The organism is Pseudarthrobacter sp. W1I19 (genome assembly GCF_030817835.1).
Lineage (GTDB): Bacteria > Actinomycetota > Actinomycetes > Actinomycetales > Micrococcaceae > Arthrobacter.
In genome coordinates, this window is record NZ_JAUSZR010000001.1 from 1,962,956 (window position 1) to 1,979,261 (window position 16,306).

22 protein-coding genes and 1 pseudogene are annotated in these 16,306 nt (G+C 58.5%); 18 read left to right on the forward strand and 5 right to left on the reverse strand.

Features of this window, described 5'->3' with window-relative positions; all coding sequences use genetic code 11:
• The first annotated feature begins 2 nt into the window (after positions 1 to 2).
• Entirely contained in the window at positions 3 to 344 is a 342-nt protein-coding gene (locus QF038_RS09280; RefSeq protein WP_307609875.1) for a hypothetical protein, read from the forward strand.
• Between the two features lie 162 nt (positions 345 to 506).
• Here the strand turns inward: QF038_RS09280 and QF038_RS22310 are convergent, their stop codons facing one another.
• Positions 507 to 563, reverse strand: a complete 57-nt coding sequence (locus tag QF038_RS22310) for a hypothetical protein (RefSeq protein ID WP_373461635.1) — start codon at positions 561 to 563, stop codon at positions 507 to 509.
• On the opposite strand from QF038_RS22310, the gene QF038_RS09285 reads away from it, so the two are divergent.
• From QF038_RS09285 to QF038_RS09355, 15 genes are all read left to right on the forward strand, one after another.
• Positions 541 to 2,649: a hypothetical protein gene (locus tag QF038_RS09285; RefSeq protein WP_307609876.1), complete on the forward strand. Its 2,109-nt coding sequence runs from the start codon at positions 541 to 543 to the stop codon at positions 2,647 to 2,649. The two genes, QF038_RS22310 and QF038_RS09285, sit on opposite strands and share 23 nt — an antisense overlap.
• Positions 2,642 to 3,505 (forward strand): phage tail domain-containing protein, encoded by an 864-nt coding sequence (locus tag QF038_RS09290; RefSeq protein WP_307609877.1) that lies wholly within the window; start codon positions 2,642 to 2,644, stop codon positions 3,503 to 3,505. The genes QF038_RS09285 and QF038_RS09290 overlap by 8 nt, the downstream gene beginning before the upstream one ends.
• Positions 3,502 to 4,557: a hypothetical protein gene (locus QF038_RS09295; RefSeq protein ID WP_307609878.1), complete on the forward strand. Its 1,056-nt coding sequence runs from the start codon at positions 3,502 to 3,504 to the stop codon at positions 4,555 to 4,557. Before QF038_RS09290 ends, QF038_RS09295 begins: the two co-directional genes overlap by 4 nt.
• Positions 4,554 to 5,015 (forward strand): hypothetical protein, encoded by a 462-nt coding sequence (locus QF038_RS09300; RefSeq protein ID WP_307609879.1) that lies wholly within the window; start codon positions 4,554 to 4,556, stop codon positions 5,013 to 5,015. Before QF038_RS09295 ends, QF038_RS09300 begins: the two co-directional genes overlap by 4 nt.
• Before the next feature lie 7 nt (positions 5,016 to 5,022).
• Complete coding sequence (locus QF038_RS09305; RefSeq protein WP_307609880.1) at positions 5,023 to 5,241, forward strand: hypothetical protein; 219 nt, start codon at positions 5,023 to 5,025, stop codon at positions 5,239 to 5,241.
• 121 nt (positions 5,242 to 5,362) lie between these two features.
• Positions 5,363 to 6,301 carry a hypothetical protein gene (locus QF038_RS09310; protein ID WP_307609881.1) on the forward strand — a complete coding sequence of 313 codons (939 nt, stop codon included), beginning with the start codon at positions 5,363 to 5,365 and terminating at the stop codon, positions 6,299 to 6,301.
• Between the two features lie 9 nt (positions 6,302 to 6,310).
• Positions 6,311 to 6,703 (forward strand): hypothetical protein, encoded by a 393-nt coding sequence (locus tag QF038_RS09315; protein ID WP_307609882.1) that lies wholly within the window; start codon positions 6,311 to 6,313, stop codon positions 6,701 to 6,703.
• Positions 6,704 to 6,760: 57 nt separating this feature from the next.
• A complete protein-coding gene (locus QF038_RS09320; protein ID WP_307609883.1) occupies positions 6,761 to 6,946 on the forward strand; it encodes a hypothetical protein in 186 nt (61 codons plus the stop codon).
• Between the two features lie 16 nt (positions 6,947 to 6,962).
• Positions 6,963 to 7,949 (forward strand): peptidoglycan recognition family protein, encoded by a 987-nt coding sequence (locus QF038_RS09325; protein ID WP_307609884.1) that lies wholly within the window; start codon positions 6,963 to 6,965, stop codon positions 7,947 to 7,949.
• A gap of 10 nt (positions 7,950 to 7,959) precedes the next feature.
• Complete coding sequence (locus tag QF038_RS09330) at positions 7,960 to 8,124, forward strand: hypothetical protein (protein WP_307609885.1); 165 nt, start codon at positions 7,960 to 7,962, stop codon at positions 8,122 to 8,124.
• Between the two features lie 141 nt (positions 8,125 to 8,265).
• Positions 8,266 to 8,427: a hypothetical protein gene (locus tag QF038_RS09335; protein ID WP_307609886.1), complete on the forward strand. Its 162-nt coding sequence runs from the start codon at positions 8,266 to 8,268 to the stop codon at positions 8,425 to 8,427.
• Between the two features lie 82 nt (positions 8,428 to 8,509).
• Positions 8,510 to 9,490, forward strand: coding sequence for a DUF932 domain-containing protein (locus QF038_RS09340; protein ID WP_307609887.1), 981 nt, complete (start codon positions 8,510 to 8,512; stop codon positions 9,488 to 9,490).
• Between the two features lie 59 nt (positions 9,491 to 9,549).
• Positions 9,550 to 9,681, forward strand: coding sequence for a hypothetical protein (locus tag QF038_RS09345; RefSeq protein ID WP_307609888.1), 132 nt, complete (start codon positions 9,550 to 9,552; stop codon positions 9,679 to 9,681).
• Between the two features lie 229 nt (positions 9,682 to 9,910).
• On the forward strand, positions 9,911 to 10,333 hold the full coding sequence (locus QF038_RS09350) for a hypothetical protein (protein WP_307609889.1): 423 nt from the start codon (positions 9,911 to 9,913) through the stop codon (positions 10,331 to 10,333).
• 94 nt (positions 10,334 to 10,427) lie between these two features.
• On the forward strand, positions 10,428 to 11,027 hold the full coding sequence (locus QF038_RS09355; RefSeq protein ID WP_307609890.1) for a hypothetical protein: 600 nt from the start codon (positions 10,428 to 10,430) through the stop codon (positions 11,025 to 11,027).
• Between the two features lie 157 nt (positions 11,028 to 11,184).
• Here the strand turns inward: QF038_RS09355 and QF038_RS09360 are convergent, their stop codons facing one another.
• A complete protein-coding gene (locus tag QF038_RS09360; RefSeq protein ID WP_373461636.1) occupies positions 11,185 to 11,790 on the reverse strand; it encodes a zinc ribbon domain-containing protein in 606 nt (201 codons plus the stop codon).
• Positions 11,791 to 11,805: 15 nt separating this feature from the next.
• Entirely contained in the window at positions 11,806 to 12,576 is a 771-nt protein-coding gene (locus tag QF038_RS09365; RefSeq protein ID WP_307609892.1) for a recombinase family protein, read from the reverse strand.
• 35 nt (positions 12,577 to 12,611) lie between these two features.
• Between QF038_RS09365 and QF038_RS09370 the strand changes: the two genes are divergently transcribed.
• Entirely contained in the window at positions 12,612 to 12,722 is a 111-nt protein-coding gene (locus tag QF038_RS09370) for a helix-hairpin-helix domain-containing protein (RefSeq protein ID WP_307609893.1), read from the forward strand.
• 330 nt (positions 12,723 to 13,052) lie between these two features.
• Positions 13,053 to 13,889, forward strand: coding sequence for a DUF4131 domain-containing protein (locus tag QF038_RS09375; protein WP_307609894.1), 837 nt, complete (start codon positions 13,053 to 13,055; stop codon positions 13,887 to 13,889).
• A 212-nt stretch (positions 13,890 to 14,101) separates the two neighbouring features.
• Here QF038_RS09375 and QF038_RS09380 read toward each other — a convergent pair.
• Together QF038_RS09380 and QF038_RS09385 are read right to left on the reverse strand one after the other, a co-directional pair.
• Positions 14,102 to 14,368 (reverse strand): annotated as a pseudogene (locus QF038_RS09380) (GNAT family N-acetyltransferase); the annotation flags it as partial.
• A 143-nt stretch (positions 14,369 to 14,511) separates the two neighbouring features.
• Positions 14,512 to 16,305 carry a restriction endonuclease gene (locus QF038_RS09385; RefSeq protein WP_307609895.1) on the reverse strand — a complete coding sequence of 598 codons (1,794 nt, stop codon included), beginning with the start codon at positions 16,303 to 16,305 and terminating at the stop codon, positions 14,512 to 14,514.
• Between the last annotated feature and the right edge of the window lies 1 nt (position 16,306).

A 16,306-nucleotide genomic window follows, 5' to 3' on the forward strand; every position in this document is an offset into this window, starting at 1 on the left:
CCATGAGCAAGCCAGAGTTCGTCCTTCGGGAAACTATTGAGTTTACGACCCCATATACCAAGAAGCCCGTAGTCATGCGCGGGTACTTCAGTGGCGCCCAGTTAGAAGAGATCGAAGAAGCTCTGACCGTTGATGCCGACCGTGACGGCGAGACGCTCAGCTTCAAGCTGACCGCCATGAAGGCCGCCGGCGCCAAGGCCATGGAGCTGGCGCTTATCAGCGTGGACGAGAAGACAGAGGGCTTGCTGGAGCTCGTCCGCAATCTGCCTGGCCCGGATTACCGCTACATCGTCCAAAGGGTCAAGGGAGTCCGCGACTCAAGCGATATCGTCCCAAAAGACTAGCCCAGCTTGGGGCCGAATACGTCAGATTCATTGAGGCCCGTGCAAAAGGTGAAGCGGCTGAACGGAGCCCGATATTCTCCGTTCTCGATATCTGCGAAGCCTACGGCTGGACAATTCAGGAATATGCCGCACAGCCCCCGTGGTTTTTGCAGCTTATTGCGATTAAGATGGGCATAGATAAGAGCAATAGAAATTAGTGGCATCCAATCCCGAAGTCAAAATTGTAATCAGTGCCCAAGACAATGCCAGCCGGGCGATTTCCGGTGTTTCTAACTCCATCCAAGCCTTAGCGGGCTCCGTCATCGCCCAGCAGGCCATCTCTACTCTCACAAGTCAGTTCGACGCCGCTGTCGAAGCGTCAAACCGTATGCGCAACTCCCTGGTAGGCGTTACGAGCGTAGCCAACGCTTTTGGCCAGGATTCGGAGAAGACGCGTGAGGCCGCCAAGTCACTGGCCAGCGACGGCTTAGAGTCCGTTAGCGAGGCTGCCACTCAGCTGAAGAACCTGCTATCCAGCGGCTTTAGCCTGGACCAGGCCATCCAGATCATCGACCGCTTCAAGGACACCGCGGCGTTCGGCCGGCAGAGCGCCCTTGGCTTTGGTGAGGCGGTGTCCGGCGCCACTGAAGGTATCAAGAACGGCAACTCAATTCTGTCGGATAACGCCGGCCTGACAAAGAACCTGTCAGTCATGTTGGAAGAGGCGGGCTTCAGCGCCCAGGACTTATCCCGCGCATCCTCTAACGCCACCATCCGGCAGGCGTTGTTCAACGGCATCATGCGGGAGAGCGCACCACAGCTCGGTGACGCGACCAGACTGTCGAATGAATACTCCGGCGCACAGTCCCGTCTTTCCACGGCCGTCTTCAACACGCAGGCGCGCTTGGGCGACCTCCTGAAGCTCGGCCTCGGACCATTGACTTCCGGGACAGCGAACTTCATCGGCACGCATCAACAGGCCATCGTCTCGTTCGCCGGAGCAGCTGGTGCCGCCATCGCTTTCGGCGCCACCCTGCTGGGGCTCGCATCTGTCGTGCGGTTCGTGACGCTGGTAATGGGCGGGCCGCTGGCATTGGTGCTGACGGCGATTTCCGCCATAGCTGGCGTAATTACTTTTGGTGCGTTCGCGAAGCTCCAAGATCAGATGCTCGGCACGGGGCAACAGTTCGATGCCAGCGCAGGCCAGATCAAGAACTCAGCCGGCGGCCTCGATAGCGCCGGCAAGAAGGCGCAGGACTTGGCCGAAAAGCTCAAAGACATCGATGAGAACGTGGTGAAGGCAAATCGCGATTTCGCCCAGTCCCTAGCGGACATCCTGAAGAACCATGACAACACCATCAGCGACCTGAACAAGCAAGCGACGGAGGAGAAGAACGCATTCGCCAGAGCGCAAGAGGACAAAGCGGACAGCTTCAAGCAGTCGCAAGACGAAATGGCCCGCCGCCATGAAGAGCAGGTGCGCCAAATCGAGCGGGACCTGGCTGAGGAAAACGTCAAAGGGCGCTTTGCCGACCAGCGGCGCATTCAGGACCTTCAGTTGCGTCTTGCCCAAGAAAATGAAGACTACGACCACAGCACGTCCGAGAAGAAAACGCAGTACGAGAAAGACACCGCCAACGCCGCTGAACAGCACGCCAAGAAGCTGACGGAGCTGCAGACGAAACTCGATACGGAAAAGTCGTTCCTCCAGCGCCACTCAGCGGATCTGCAAGGTATCCGGGCTGCGGATGCCCTTGACGAGATTCAGAAGTTGAAACAAAGCCACGCTGACCAGTTGCGGTCGTTCGAAGACCAGCGGCAAAAGGTCGTTCAGAGCTCCCAGCAAGCCGCGAACGGTATTGCCAACGCCTACAGCGGCATTCCTTCGCAGGTCAACGCAAGTGCCTTCTCCGGACTCGGAGACCGCTTAGGCAAAGACATGGGTAGGGCATTGAAGGATGCCTTCCTGCACTCAGCAGCCGACTTCTTCAACAACATCGGAAACGCGGTTGGCCACTGGGTGCTCGACAACAGCGGGCTAGACAAGCTGCCGCAGGGCTGGGCGCGGCCGCTCATGCACAGTCTCGGAGTCCCTGGCTTTGCCGGTGGTGTTGAGAACTTCCAAGGTGGCCTGGCCTACGTCCACCAAGGTGAGGTACTCGTCAACATGGCCCGGGGCACTTCGGTGATTCCGGCCCGGCAGGTGCAGGCCGCGGTTGGCCAAGGCGGCGGAGGACACACCTTCAACATCACCAACAACAACTACAACCAGGTGGACGTCAGCGGGGTGACGGACGAGATTATGTGGGGCCTGCGAGTTGCTTAGTACTTTCAACATCGACACGCTCCAGATTCATGGCGGCAGCCAAAGCAGCTACATCCTCACCGATGTCACGGGCCTGGACGCACCGGACATCCGGCTGAGCTCCTACGAGAATCCGGGTGAGGACGGGTTGACCGTCAGCACTCAACGCTACGGTGGCCGCCTGCTCACCCTTCCTGGCGTTGTTCAGGGTTCCGACGTTGCCACGTATCTAGCGGCCCGTCGGGCTTTGTCCTACGCCTGTCGAGTGCGGCACGACAGCTTCGGACTAGTGAGCGGCATACCGCTGACGTTCACGACCTTAGACGGCGCCAGCTACAGCGTGACGGGATATATCAAGCCACCGTTGCGCATGAGTGGACCGCATCCGACATGGGCGCCTTTCCAAATCAGCTTCCTCTGCCCAGACCCTGCCATCTATGGCACGACTTTACTGACTACCGGACAGGTCAGTGTGGCTACCGGCGGCGGTTTCACATTCCCGGCTACATTCCCAATCACGTTCACCACTGGCACCGGCGGTTCCGGAACGCTCAACAACACGGGCACGATGGACACTTGGCCGCTCATCTATCTGCGCGGCGCAATGCAGAACCCTCGTATCTACTCCGTGCAGCGGGGGGCCGCCCTGAAGCTCAACTACACGACGACCAATGCCAGCGACCTCATCGTCATCAACATGCGCAACAAGACCATCATGCTCAACGGTTCGGTGAATCTGCTGCAGTACCGGGACTCGGCTGACCGCGCCTGGTTCTCCCTCCCACCGGACGTGAACACTATCCTGTTCGGGACGACGTCGTCGGGTGATACCGGCACGATGGAGGCGACGGCGTACCCGGCGTACCAGAGCATATGAGGCCGTCAGACTGGTCTATCGAGCTGTGGACGAATGGCATCCAAACGGCCGACTTGGGCGGCCGGGCCAAGGGGCGCCGCATCAAGGAATCGCGCAATGAGTCGGACGACATCAGCTGGGCTCTCGACCTCAATGAGCTGAAGCGCTACTGCCGCAGCATCGGCACCACGCCAGGCAATCTCATCCAAGATGGCATCACCGAAGTCAGAGTGAAGAAGTACGAGAACTACATGGCGGGCGGCACCATCGTCCATACCCAGAAGGTGCGTAATGCCCAGTCAGAAGTACTCAGCATCCGGGCCCGCGGCTTTTTCGATCTCCTAGCTGACCGATACACGTCGGGCCTCCGCACTTTTACGGATGTGGAGCGGACCACAATCCCTTGGACCCTGATCGATGAGTCGCAGTCTCAAGGCGCCCTGTGGAACTTCGGCATTACCCAAGGGCTGGTTGCGCCTTCCCTGGGCGTCTATAGCCGGCAGTATCAGAACACGCGGCTCAAGGACGCGATTCAAGACCTGACGAAGCTGCAGACCGCCTTCGATGTGAAATTGATGGCCGACAAGACGTTTAACGTCTACGCCCAATTGGGCTCGCTGCGACCCGACATCGTCTTTGAGTACCCGGGCAACTGCAAAGAGCTCACCACTGATAGCGACGCCACCAACCTGGCGAACATGCTGTACCTGCTGGGTAGCGGCATCGGGCAGCAGTCACTACTTCAGCTGGATCTCCCTGATGCGAATTCCCAGATCGATTACAAGGTGCGTGAGAAGCCGCTGGTCCTCTCGGACATCCTGGATAGCGGAACTCTCAATGACTACGGCCTGTCGTATCTGGCCGCCTGGGCTCGAGCCTTTGAGATACCGAAGGTCAAGTACGACGGACGAAGAGGACCGGCGGTCTCGGATTACATTGTCGGCGATTACGTCAGCGTGCGCGAGACCGACGACCCGGACACCCAGCTCAGCGGCCTGTTCCGGGTTGAATCGCGGGAGATAGTCATTGACGATAACGACAACGAAGACGTAACCGTGGAGTTTGGTCGATGATAAACCGCACAACGCAGACTCATGAGACTGAACTTATCCGACGCCTCCCGGCGGCGGAGCGCAGCATCCGAGACCTCAAGAATAAGCAGCTTATCGGGGCCGATAGTTTGCCTGTCGTCAAATCCACTGACATCAGCATCACGACGGTCTACACGGCCGGAATGGCCGGGGGAGTCGTGTTCAATATCTACGCCGACGTAAAGCGCCTCTATTTGTCGGAAGTGCGGGTAACTTTCTTCCTCGATAACGACAACAACGATGCCTACGCCTGGCCGTACGGAGCTAGCATCACGCCAAGTATGTTCCAAGCCAGTCAATTCTATGACTGGAACCGCAGTGATGAACTCGGAGCGGGCAATAAGAGCTACGTCTTCTTCATGAAGAACACCGACACAGTCTCGCACACGGTCTATATGCACTCGCAGCTAATCTACCCATCACAAGAATTGATAGTCTAGGAGGTATATGAATATAAAACGCACAATTGTAGATACTAAGAACGGACCAGCCTTGGTCCAGCAAATCCCTGGTATTAGCATTCAAATAATCGGAGCTGTGTCCGAGGCTGAAGTAGACCCTACCGATGCGGACTGGAAAGATATGCATAAAAAGTTAAAGACAGGAAAGCTTGATTTTGCTACAGTCAAAAAAGAACATGGCATAACCGAGGTACAAAGCAATTAGCACTTACGCGGTCGGCGGCGGAAAGATTGACCAAGAAGGCTTTCTAAAGGCGATTCTTTTGGTGTTCCGGCCAGGCCAGTCGCAGGGGCTGAACCTCACGCAGCGGGCGGCCGGCGCCAACATGAGCGTCGACGTAAACCTCAACGGCTCCTATGCTGGTGGGCTCTTGGCTACCAGTGCCAACGTCCCCTACTTCGGCTGGATTGACGCGGTCACTAACTGCACCGTTTCCGCCTCGAGCCCGTCGAATCCCCGCATCGATACCGTGGTGGCGTGGGTGGATATCTCGGCTCTGAGTTCCGGCGTCACAAATAACGTTGGCGCCTTCAAGTTCACGGCTGTTGCCGGCACGGCGGCCGCCAGCCCTGTAGCCCCCAATTCTGCCGCCATCCAGACTGCCATTGGCGCCGGCAATCCTTACCTGACTCTCGGCAACTTGGCCATCGCCACCTCGGCAGCTTCGGTAGTCAATGCCAACATCACAGATACGCGCGTACCGTCAGCCCTGGCCGTGCCTCGTTTGTACGGCGGCTCAAGCAATACACTCGGCCATCTTGTGCCAAACCAGGCAGACGGCACCGTGGTGACAACGACGGACACGGGGAGCGTGAGCACGGCGATGCTGGCCGACAGTGGTGTAACGGCTGCGAAGCTGGCCACTAGTGCAATCACACTCGGATATGCACAGATAACTACCAACTTCACGACGGCGAGTACCAGTGCTGTCCAAGCGACAGGGTTGACCGTCACAGTAGCGGTTCCTGCCGGGGGTCGCAAGGTGAAAATTACCGTCTTTTCCGATACAACCTACTGCACCACAGCCGGCGGCTTGGTCACTATGTCAGTTTGGGACGGTGTCGTAGGGTCCGGTACTTTACTTTCGAGAACGGTGACTTACGCTCCAACTAGCAATACAGGAGCCCCAGCCACTGCAATGGCCGTTGTCACTCCTTCGGCTGGCTCAAAAACTTACAACGTGGGACTGTCAACGTCCACGGGGACAGGCGGCATTGAAGCGCTTGCTACAGCTCCAGCTTTCATTCTGGTGGAAGCGATTTAGGCAACCTCGATGGACAGTCCTTCTTCCCTCGCCCTTATCGGAATAGTCGGAACGGTCGTCGCTGGCCTGTTCAAGCTGGTCACGGACACCATCAAGGCCAACACTATAGCCGTGAAAGAAATGGCTGACTCCAGCCGGAAGATCGCGGAGGCTACCGAAAAGGGCAACCGGGAAGCTAAAGAGCGCAACGGCCACCTGGGTGAGCAAAACGTCCAGATAACCCAGTTGATTGTCGGCCAGACGGACGTGCTCAGCGACATCAAGGAAAGCAGCCAAACTACTGCCGACACCACCGCCCGTGTGGAGAAGGTACTCCGAGATTCCGCTAAAACCCTCACCCAAACGGAGACCGACAAGAGCGAGGCAGCCGAGACGGTAAAAGACACCTTGGCGCAGAAATAGCCACTTGTAATTACTAGCCCAAGCTACATACTGAAATTACATAAGAGGATTCAACCAATGTTTGGGCGCCGCCGCAAGAAAGATCAAGAAGCCCTCATAAATGAAATACTTCGTGTGCAGCGGCTCCAGGGCGACGCCCATTCCGCCATCATGAACCAACAGGCCGCGATGATTACCCGGGTCGATAAGGGCTTTGAGGAAATCCACAAGCGCATCTCGTTCAATACCCGTTTGAAACCATAAATAGGAGACCCCATGCGTGAAGAATTATCTCGCCGAAGCTATCGACCTGACAGGGGATAGCTACCTCAACCCCGTTCCAGCCGTATACGACAACGGCCAGCACCCCCGCAACATCAACCAGATAACTTCGATCTCAATCCATCACGACGCCAGCTTCCGAGAGCATGACTACGATTCAGTGGCCCGCTATCACTCCGAAGCCGCCGGCCATTACAGCCGGCTAGGACCGGGCCTCCAGTACCACTACAAGATTGACAATGTGGGCCAGATATTTCAGATCCGCCCGCTGACGACGTGGCTGTACTCTGTCGGTTCCTTTGAGAACGTGACGACCATGGCCATATGCCTAGACGGCAACTTTGAGTTCCAGCAGCCCACCCGTGAGCAGTTGGAGGCGCTGTACCAACTCATCGAGAACCTGTGCACGCAGCATCCGGAGTTTCCCGCCACCTGGCCGGACGTCCGTTCGCACAATGACTTCAGCGCGACAGCCTGCTCTGGCGCCAACTTGCGTGACCGTATCCTCCCCATCCAAGACCAGGTTTCTGCTCAGGCTCAGCTTCTAAACGTAGGCGAGTACGACTGGCCCACCTACCAGCCGGGCTACCAAGTTCCCACGCCGCCGCCTCCCGCAGTTGCCGTACCGGTAAAGACTCCAGATCCCATTGTTCCCGCCTCAACCGTTCCTACGCCTCCTGTCGTCCCCGCTACGCCGCCTCCGATTGTCGAGCCGGACAAACAGACACCTTGCGCATCAGAGGCACCTTCACCGGCTCCTACGCAGCCCACAACTCCCAATTGGATGCAGCAGCTGCGTGACTTCTTCGGCACCACCCAAGGAAGGACGGTTCTGGGCGTCCTCGCCACTGGCATCGCACCAGCCCTCATGTACCTTCAACACTTCCAGACTGACAACGCCCTATTGGCTGCTGCCGTCCTCGCCGCCGTGACTTTGCTGAATACCGTCAAAGACGCGCTCAACCCTAACGTCCCGAATAAATAAGGAGGCTCCCATGGCCCTATCGCAGGAAGACATCAACCGCGTAAACGAAGAAATCAAAGCCAACGGTCTGTATAAGGCCTTCAAGCTGGTGTTTGATATTCTCAGCCGTCCGCTAATCGCACTTCTCAATAGCCCCAAAGTAAAGGCGCTAGTCGACAAGTTGTTTTCGCGCTAAAGTCGAAAGTGGAGTTCAGTGTAAGTGCAGGTACTAGCCCTGGCAGAAATGCCGGGGCTTTTTTGTTGCCCTTTTAACAAAAGCGGATTCGGTTCATAGTAAGGGCGTCCCACCCGCACATTGAAAGCTAGGAGCTGATAAATGGACCCTACTGAAACCCTCAGGCAACTCCGCCAATGTATTGCCAACGAACCGGATAATACCGAGCGGATCATCGAGCTTTTCGAAGCGCTCGATACGTGGATCACCCGCGGCGGATTCCTGCCGGCCCAATGGTCTGCCACCGCCCGCGGCGGCTGGTAATTCCCCTCCCAAACAAACGGGGGAATTGAAACCCCCATCTCAAGCGGCGCTTCCGTGCGCCCAAAAACAGATAGGTACTGTCATGGCCCACGAAGTAGAAAACATGATGTCCGTACGGGAAACCCCTTGGCACGGGCTCGGCAACGTCCTTCCCGCCTACCCGAAGTCCAAGCAAGAGCTGCTGGAAGCGGCCGGCCTGGACTGGGAAGTGGGGGAGTTGCCCGTTGAAGTTCCCCTGCCTAACGGTCAGCGCCTCATGGCCCTTGACAAGAAGGGCATCGTCCGGCTCTCGGATAACACGCTGCTGTCCATCATGGGCGGCACGTACACCCCGATTCAGCCGGCGCAATTGGTGGACTTCGCGTTCACCCTGCTCGACGTGACGCAAAACGAGTTCGAACAAGCCGAAGGTGAACCGCCCATCCTGTTTGAAACAGCGATGAGCCTCTCCGGCGGACGGGTAAATACCCTGATGGCGAAAGTGCCGAAGAGCATCCAAATCGGCGGCAACGACCCCATCAACCTTTACCTGGGTTTCGTGAATTCTCACGACGGGAGCCTGCGCTTCGGTGTCCATGCGACCCCCATCCGGGAAGTCTGCATGAATACCCTGAACCTCGGTCTCAAAGCCGCGGTCCAGTCCTGGAGCGTCAAGCACACTGCTTCGGCACTCAACTCCATCGATGAGGCCCGGCGGACGCTGAACCTCACCTGGAAGTACGCCGACGAGTTCGAGTCCGAGATGAACGACCTGCTCGACCAGGACTTCACCAAGCGCCAGTTTGAGGACATGGTCCGCAAACTCTTCCCGAAGACCGCCAAGGAAACTGCCCCGTTCTCACGGGACCAGTACGCCATGATCGGCCTGCTGGAATCGTCACCGACTATCGATGACGGCCTTCGCTACACCAAGTACGGCGCACTCAACGCTGTAACGGAGTTCCACGATTGGAACACCCGCTACAACGAGGGCGACGTTTCCATGGAGGAAAAGCGGACTCTCAATGTCCTGTTCGGACGGGCCAAGCAGGCCGCCGACAAGACCTTTGGATATCTTGCCTAAAACCTTCATCTACCTTGCCCGTCATGGCCTAACTTTTTGATTGAAAGGGGTGAGCATCGATGGCCGATGACTCAGAAGTACTGGAATGGGTTTCCCCTCGCAGACAGCGGGAAATCGACAACCAGGCAGCGTTTATGCGCTACCTCCTGGAACGTGAAGACGTTCCCGCAGAAGGGGGTGAGAAACGATGAACGATTACGTTCCTCGGCCCCACGAAGCCTACGACTCACACTGGGTCATCAAGCGCGACCTCTCGAACATAATCGAGAAGTTGCGGCAGAAAGAGCCCACCACTGAGAATCGGGAATCCCTCGCAATTTACGAGGAGATTCTGCAAAGGTTCTCCACCTAACAACGCCCGCCCCCAGCGATATGGGGGTTTTAACTTGTGTTAAATTGAAATCATAAGAGATTTCATCTATGCCAAAGTCGCCGGCCGAATTAGAAGAAGCTGTGATGCTGAAGATTGCGGCTCACCTGCAAGAGAATTGGCCTAATGCCGTAGCTCACGTCGATTACGGTTCCGGCCTGAAGATGACCATGCGACAGGCTAAGCGACAGAAAGCGCTAAACCCGCGCCGTGGACACCCAGACCTCGTTATCTACGAAGTTCGCGGCAGCTTCATCGGTCTAGCTGTCGAATTGAAGCGGGATGGCGTGAATATCTATAAGCGGGATAAGACGACTCCGACCACCGAACACATCGCTGAGCAGCGGGACTACTTGAGGCTGCTATCTGCCCGTGGTTGGTACACGGCCTTCGCGGTCGGCGCTCCTGACTGCCTGCAACTCATCGACGACTATTTGTCGGGCAAACTTCAACCAGAAAACGACCAAGACTAGCCCGACTTTCTAATCTAGTTTCCCCCTAATCAGCATTCTTTCCTAACCAGAAAACGAACTGACGGCAAGGGCCTCTCCGGGGCCTCATTAGAGCATGGATAATACACTCTACGAGGCCACAGTTGCCTACACCGCCGATAGCAATTTGCCCTTTCATCACCTGCCATGGGACAAGGTTCGCCTTGACCCCGCCAAAGGTCGACGTATTGCCGATGCTTTTGATGAAGCGCCGCGGGAACTGACGCACTTTGCCAAAGTCTCCTACGCGGCATTCCGAAAGGGCATTAGAAGGCAATACGACTACCTGACGCGGATACTCAGCTACGACGTGGAAGTGGTCGATTACGATCCCTACAAGGAATCTGCCGAACTGTTTGCCGACTTGGCACAGTACAAGCTCAGGGTCTTTTCCACCGAAGCGTCTGACAATCCGCACCCACTGTTGAGCAACAAAGATCACGACGCTTTCAGGGCCGTCCACGACGCCTTCGGACACGGTGCAATCCAGGCTTCATTCGGTCCCAATGGCGAAGAAGCGGCCTGGCTGAAGCACTCTCAAATGTTCTCACCTCTAGCAAGGCCAGCACTGACCACAGAAACCCGCGGCCACACCTGCGTCTTTTTCTTCAAGAACGGCGGGCGGTACTTCTCCCGGAATCGAGCCATACTCTTACCCCGCGAGTTTTGGCCATGACGCCAGACTCGCCCAGGAGGGGGCGAGGGCTCTCCGACGCTCCTGCTCTCTCACCGGCCCGACTCGCCAAGATCGCCCGGCTCCTCAATCTGTCCGCAGAACCATCTCGTAGTAGTCAGGGTCAAACCGCTTCGGAGCTGAAAAATCGCGTTTGCAATCAATCAGTACGCAGGATAATTACGTAATAGTAGGGGTCGAATTTTTTGGGAGCCGTCACGGGTTTCGGATACACCTTTACCGCCTGAACCACCTCAAACAGAATTCCCCGCTTCTGAGGCAGCGTGAGTCCCGCCCACTTCTGCCTCACCCCAGCGCCGACCGGAGCTTTCATAGTCTGGCGGCGCTTTTCTTGTGCCCGCTCACCCTTGAGGCCATTCAGCACGGCTTCCTTGCGTGCCTGGGCCGTGAAGAACACGGCGTCGGAGATTCGGCCGGCCGTCCATTCGTCAATCAGGGCGGACAGAGACTGCTCCGCGTCCGCAATCTCTCTGTCGAGCGCGTTGTCGTCTGATGCACGTCCGACAGGTTCAAGGCTTTGCCGTTCCAGATACTTCAGCAATTCTTCCTCGATGTACTCATCCAGCGCCCTGGCCTTGCGTCTGGTCCGGCCGCACCCTCGATCGTTGGGGCAGCGGTACTCCGGTACTCCCTTGGCAACAGCCCCGCTCATCCTCGTTCCGCAAGGACATGCCAGCAGCCCGCTAAGGAGGTACTTCCGATCTACCCGGCCACCGTTGGCTTGACGGCTTTTGTCTGTCAGCAGGCTCGTTAGCTGCTCTCAGGTATCCACCGAGACTATGGGCTCCCAGATAGCTTTCACCGGCGAACCATCTTCACCGATGAGGACCGACCCTTTGTAGGAGCGCAGTCCGGCGATGCGGGGATTGAGCAGGATCGAGCGCAGCACCGTCCGGTTCCACTTCGTACTCTTGCCCGGCGTCGGGTACTGGCCGTCGATTGACTTGCAGATACCTATCAGCGTCTCGCCGAGAAGAATCCGCTTGGCCGCGTCTTGGATAACCGCCGCTTCCTCCGGCACCACCGTTACGTTGTCCCGCTCGTATCCATAGGGCCGGGCACCACCACCGGCTACTTTGCCTTGCTGAGCACGTTGCAGTTGAGCCCTGGCGACGCGGCGGGCTGTATCGGCGGAGCTCTTATTCGCCACGTTCACTAGGAGCCGAGCCAGGAAGCGGCCGTCCGCGGTGGACAGGTCTATCTCCCCGGACACGGTCGCGAAGACCAGTCTACGTTTGCTTTCATACAGGTCGATGAGCCGTTCCAGCTGCTTGGGCTGACGGGCGATTCGATCCACGTCGTAGCAGGCGACGCCATGAATGGTTCCGGCTTCCAGGTCAGTCAGCAGCTCTTCCCAGGCCGGCCGATCCACCGACCTTTTATAGGCGCTGAGGTTTTCATCGGCGTAGACTTTGGCCACTTCCCAGCCCAGGCGCTTGCACAGGGCGGTGGAGTCGTGGCGCTGGCGTTCGATCCCCAGGCCTGTGCCTTCATCGTCCAAGCTGATCCGCAGGTACACGCCGACCTTCATATCCCAAGGCTACGGCTAGGGCACCTAAACAGATAGTGGTCTGGCGCAAGGAACACGGGCCCTTCAAAGCAGTGGAGGAACTTGATGCCATTGACGGCGTCGGCCCAAAGATGCTTGAGGCCCTGCTCCCGCTGTTGACCATATGAGGCGAAGGGAAGATGCGGTGGCGATGTCGAGGACCTGGCGCTGTTATGCGTAGCCGGACACCGGGGACGCGGTCCAGCCCGTGGAGCCGGTACGTAGAGTCAGCCGTCCGGGGGTATGCGACGCCACCGGATGGTGTTGGGCGCCTGGGATCGGGGGAGGCCGCGCATGGGGCCCGCGGGGCTACGGGACAGGAGCCCGCGGCGGCGGGCAGGCTGGGCTTCCGGACCTTGCCTCGGGGCCGTGGCCCCAGCGGATTCATACGGAAGCACTGGACTGCGCAGTCCGCCCGCTTTGCCGCCGGCAACAAGAAGGCGCGGGACGCAGATTCTGTGGAGGAAGCACCGCGACGGCGGACCGACATACGGCTGGCACTGCCTGCGGCCTTCGTCTGGGGTGCATCGATTGCAGGGCTCTGGCTGCCTCCCATTGCACTGGCGGCCCTGTGCTGCATATTGCTGGTGCTTGCGGCCATGCTGCTGCACAGGACCCGGCGGAACAGGACCTGGCGGATCCGCAGGATGAGGTCAGTAACTGGAGGCCCGCGGAAACCTGCGCGGCGGAGTTTCCTTACCACCACAGCGGTTGCGCTCCTGCTGGCAGCCACTGCGGCAGCGCACTCGGCGGTTGCGTCCAGCCAGCGTCATGAAGGCCCGCTGGCGGCTGCGGTCGCGTCAGGCAGGTCCGTGGTGGCGGTAGTGGAAGTGGCAGGAACGCCCCGGGCCTTGAACCCGCCGAACCAGGCTGGTACGCCCTCGCGCTGGTCGATCGCTGTATGGACCCGGGACGTCAGTACAGGAGGCGTCCTGCTGCGCACCCGGGCCCAACTCTTGATAACAGGCGGCGGCGCCTGGGGAACTGTGGTGCCCGGACAACTGGTCCGCGCAACGGGGAAGCTCCGGTCTCCGGACCCCGGGCGGGAGGAAGCAGGCATCCTGACGGCGTCCTCGGGGCCGGGAAAACCCACCGATTCGCCGTTCCTGCAGGAATCAGCGAAGGAACTGAGGGAACGCTTTGTCTCAGCAGCCTCGTTCCTCGCCCCGGATCCGAGGGGCCTGCTTCCCGGAATGGTCACCGGGGACACCAGCGCGCTGGATGAGGGCCTGGAGAGTGCAATGAAAACTGTAGGTATGACCCATTTGACCGCTGTCAGCGGCCAGACCGCATGAGCTCCGTGGCACAAAAGTTGACATAGGAGGTGGGTACCAAAATCCCTGGAATGACGCGGGTTCTGGCCCTTGTCCGGACGTCTTTGCGGCACGGAACGACCCATCTCATTAGTAACGTTGGTGCCTTCATGTCACGCCGTGCCGGGCGAGGGAAGGAGTCCGGCGACGTCCATGCTGCATGGGATTTAGGACCGCGCCAGGGTGATTCTCGTTTAAGTCAGCCCGTCGACCGTGTAGGGCTTCTTGAAGAAGGTCGCGGCGTCCTCACAGGCCAGCGCACGGTAGAACTCGCCTGCCTTCCGGCTCGCTAGAGAGATATAGGCAGCGCCTTGCTCCCGCGCCCACGACTCGGCTTCATCCATCAAAGCCTGCCCTACACCCTCTCGTCGCACTTGCTCGGCCACCATTACTTCTTCAATCCAGCCAACCGGTCCGTTTGCAAGAAATGTGGCTCGACAATGGGCGAGAAGGTAGCCAGCGACGGACCCGTCACGCTGTTAGACCAACTCGGATCACTCTGTTTTCATTCCTGATAGAGCCTATTATTGCCGGCTGAAGCCGCATATAGCGCTTCCAAAAGGCCGAGGGCGGTTTGTGCGCAGGTGCCGATCGGGGTTTTAGATCAGTAGAAGTCGGCTGCAGTGGGAGGCGCAGCGCGGCGCAGCGGTTCGTCCCCGGGATAGGGCAGAACGAGGATCTGGCAAAAGAAAGCAGCCCTCAGGTCGGCATTGCGGTAGTGGCTGATGACGGCTTTGTGAGGATCAACTCCGATTTTAGGGTGCCGCCTCACTGCGGCTACGGCCCCTTTGAGGTAGCTTTCAGCCCTCTTGATCCTCGTATGTTCAGCACTCGTAATCCTCGTATAATTCGCACCGTCGGTTTCGCGGAGTGCCAACCATGCTTCAGCGCTGCCGTAGTTGATGTTTGTCTTTCGGATACGTTCAACGACGGAGCTGACGTACTCTGCAACGACGGCGTCGTCGCCTCCTTGGTGCTGGACGCCTTCGAGGAGGAGACGTTTCGCGTGAGAACCGTACGGGTGGACTTCGGCCGAATCGTCGATTTTGAACAGGGCGACACTTGTCTCCGCAGCTTCTTCGATCGCCGCTCGTGTGAAGCCTGACGTCGAGTAGAAGACATGATTTCTGAGCTGGGGCCGTGTCCCGCGCAGTTGGCGTATTTGTGGTGAACCGACAGGATTCGCCTGCATTTTCACCTGGGCCACGGCCTCAGGATGTTCGACGTCGATGCCGCGGTCCGACACGCCGCCGGTGAGTCGGGCACCGAAGAACCCGAGCGGTCCTGACATGTGCCAGAGGGCCACATCTTCGGCGCTGTGCCAGTCGCCGAGGAGCCGGGCCGGCCAACCGGACTCCGGGGATGGAATTTGCTCTGATGCTCCGAGCTGGGGCGGAAGCGGTGCCAAGGAGCTGTTAGGCAGCCGCAGTATTGATTCGCCGAAGCCCTCAGTGTCGAACCGCTCGGATGCAAGTTCGTCTGTATAAGCGACAAGGTCCCGGCCGTCGGGGAAACTGAAATAAGTCTCCACCGCATATTCCGCCTTTTCCCCGCTCACCCTCAAAGTCCACTTTGGACCCTGCAAGACATCGGCTTGCTGCCCCAGGCCAGTCACGATCCAGGAGTCAAACGTCCTGGCAGCGAATCTTGCTTTACGCGGGAGAGCCCCCTTGCGCCGCTTGGGGAAGCCAGAGGTGACGACTGCAGGGGCGAATATTTCGACATGCTCTCCGGAACGAATGGCCGCGAGGATCTGCCATGCGTCAGATCTGTCAACTGGCACGTTATGGGGGCTCTTCAGATATTCAGCCCACGCCCACATTGTGCGCGGATCTATTTCGAGGAGATGAGCGGCGTCCTCGCGCGACTTGGCCACCCTAGCCTCCTGCACCTTGACGTCGTTTAATAAGCGCTCGTGCACCTTGACGAGGTCTGCATGGAAGCGGGATAGCAGCTCGCGTCGCACATCGGCCGTTTCTTCGCCGACTTCACCTAAGGGATCCTGGTTCGGTGCCGCCTGTATGGACGGTTGCTGTGGCGTCTCATCGGTATCCGTAGCCGGCTGTACCCATGCAGACTCAAGAAGTTGCTCCAATTCGTGATCCCAGTCATCGACTCCTTCGGCATGCCTACGGCGCTTCCGGGCGCGGAGTTCTTCGATCGCGGGGTCCACTTGAGGTTCGGATGCTGTTGCCGGAGCGTCCGTTGCCGAGGGTTCAGCGTGAAAGGGCCTGATCTTTGGGACGACCAGCTTGGTAGCGTGCCATAGCCCGATGGCCAGGAATTTGACCGCAACCCAGAACATCAGGCGGGGTAGAACGAAGACAAGGTACTTGACGACTCCGACGGCGCGCTCACGGGCGTAGTGGCGGGGCCGTCGCCGGATTCCGTCTGTCATT

What these genes read in the sequence shown, in the direction of transcription:
- QF038_RS09280 (WP_307609875.1), top strand. Translation starts at nt 3, where the DNA reads ATGAGCAAGCCAGAGTTCGTCCTTCGGGAAACTATTGAGTTTACGACC.
- QF038_RS09295 (WP_307609878.1), top strand. Translation starts at nt 3,502, where the DNA reads ATGAGGCCGTCAGACTGGTCTATCGAGCTGTGGACGAATGGCATCCAA.
- QF038_RS09300 (WP_307609879.1), top strand. Translation starts at nt 4,554, where the DNA reads ATGATAAACCGCACAACGCAGACTCATGAGACTGAACTTATCCGACGC.
- QF038_RS09305 (WP_307609880.1), top strand. Translation starts at nt 5,023, where the DNA reads ATGAATATAAAACGCACAATTGTAGATACTAAGAACGGACCAGCCTTG.
- QF038_RS09310 (WP_307609881.1), top strand. Translation starts at nt 5,363, where the DNA reads ATGAGCGTCGACGTAAACCTCAACGGCTCCTATGCTGGTGGGCTCTTG.
- QF038_RS09315 (WP_307609882.1), top strand. Translation starts at nt 6,311, where the DNA reads ATGGACAGTCCTTCTTCCCTCGCCCTTATCGGAATAGTCGGAACGGTC.
- QF038_RS09320 (WP_307609883.1), top strand. Translation starts at nt 6,761, where the DNA reads ATGTTTGGGCGCCGCCGCAAGAAAGATCAAGAAGCCCTCATAAATGAA.
- QF038_RS09330 (WP_307609885.1), top strand. Translation starts at nt 7,960, where the DNA reads ATGGCCCTATCGCAGGAAGACATCAACCGCGTAAACGAAGAAATCAAA.
- QF038_RS09335 (WP_307609886.1), top strand. Translation starts at nt 8,266, where the DNA reads ATGGACCCTACTGAAACCCTCAGGCAACTCCGCCAATGTATTGCCAAC.
- QF038_RS09340 (WP_307609887.1), top strand. Translation starts at nt 8,510, where the DNA reads ATGGCCCACGAAGTAGAAAACATGATGTCCGTACGGGAAACCCCTTGG.
- QF038_RS09345 (WP_307609888.1), top strand. Translation starts at nt 9,550, where the DNA reads ATGGCCGATGACTCAGAAGTACTGGAATGGGTTTCCCCTCGCAGACAG.
- QF038_RS09350 (WP_307609889.1), top strand. Translation starts at nt 9,911, where the DNA reads ATGCCAAAGTCGCCGGCCGAATTAGAAGAAGCTGTGATGCTGAAGATT.
- QF038_RS09355 (WP_307609890.1), top strand. Translation starts at nt 10,428, where the DNA reads ATGGATAATACACTCTACGAGGCCACAGTTGCCTACACCGCCGATAGC.
- QF038_RS09365 (WP_307609892.1), bottom strand. Translation starts at nt 12,576, where the DNA reads ATGAAGGTCGGCGTGTACCTGCGGATCAGCTTGGACGATGAAGGCACA.
- QF038_RS09385 (WP_307609895.1), bottom strand. Translation starts at nt 16,305, where the DNA reads ATGACAGACGGAATCCGGCGACGGCCCCGCCACTACGCCCGTGAGCGC.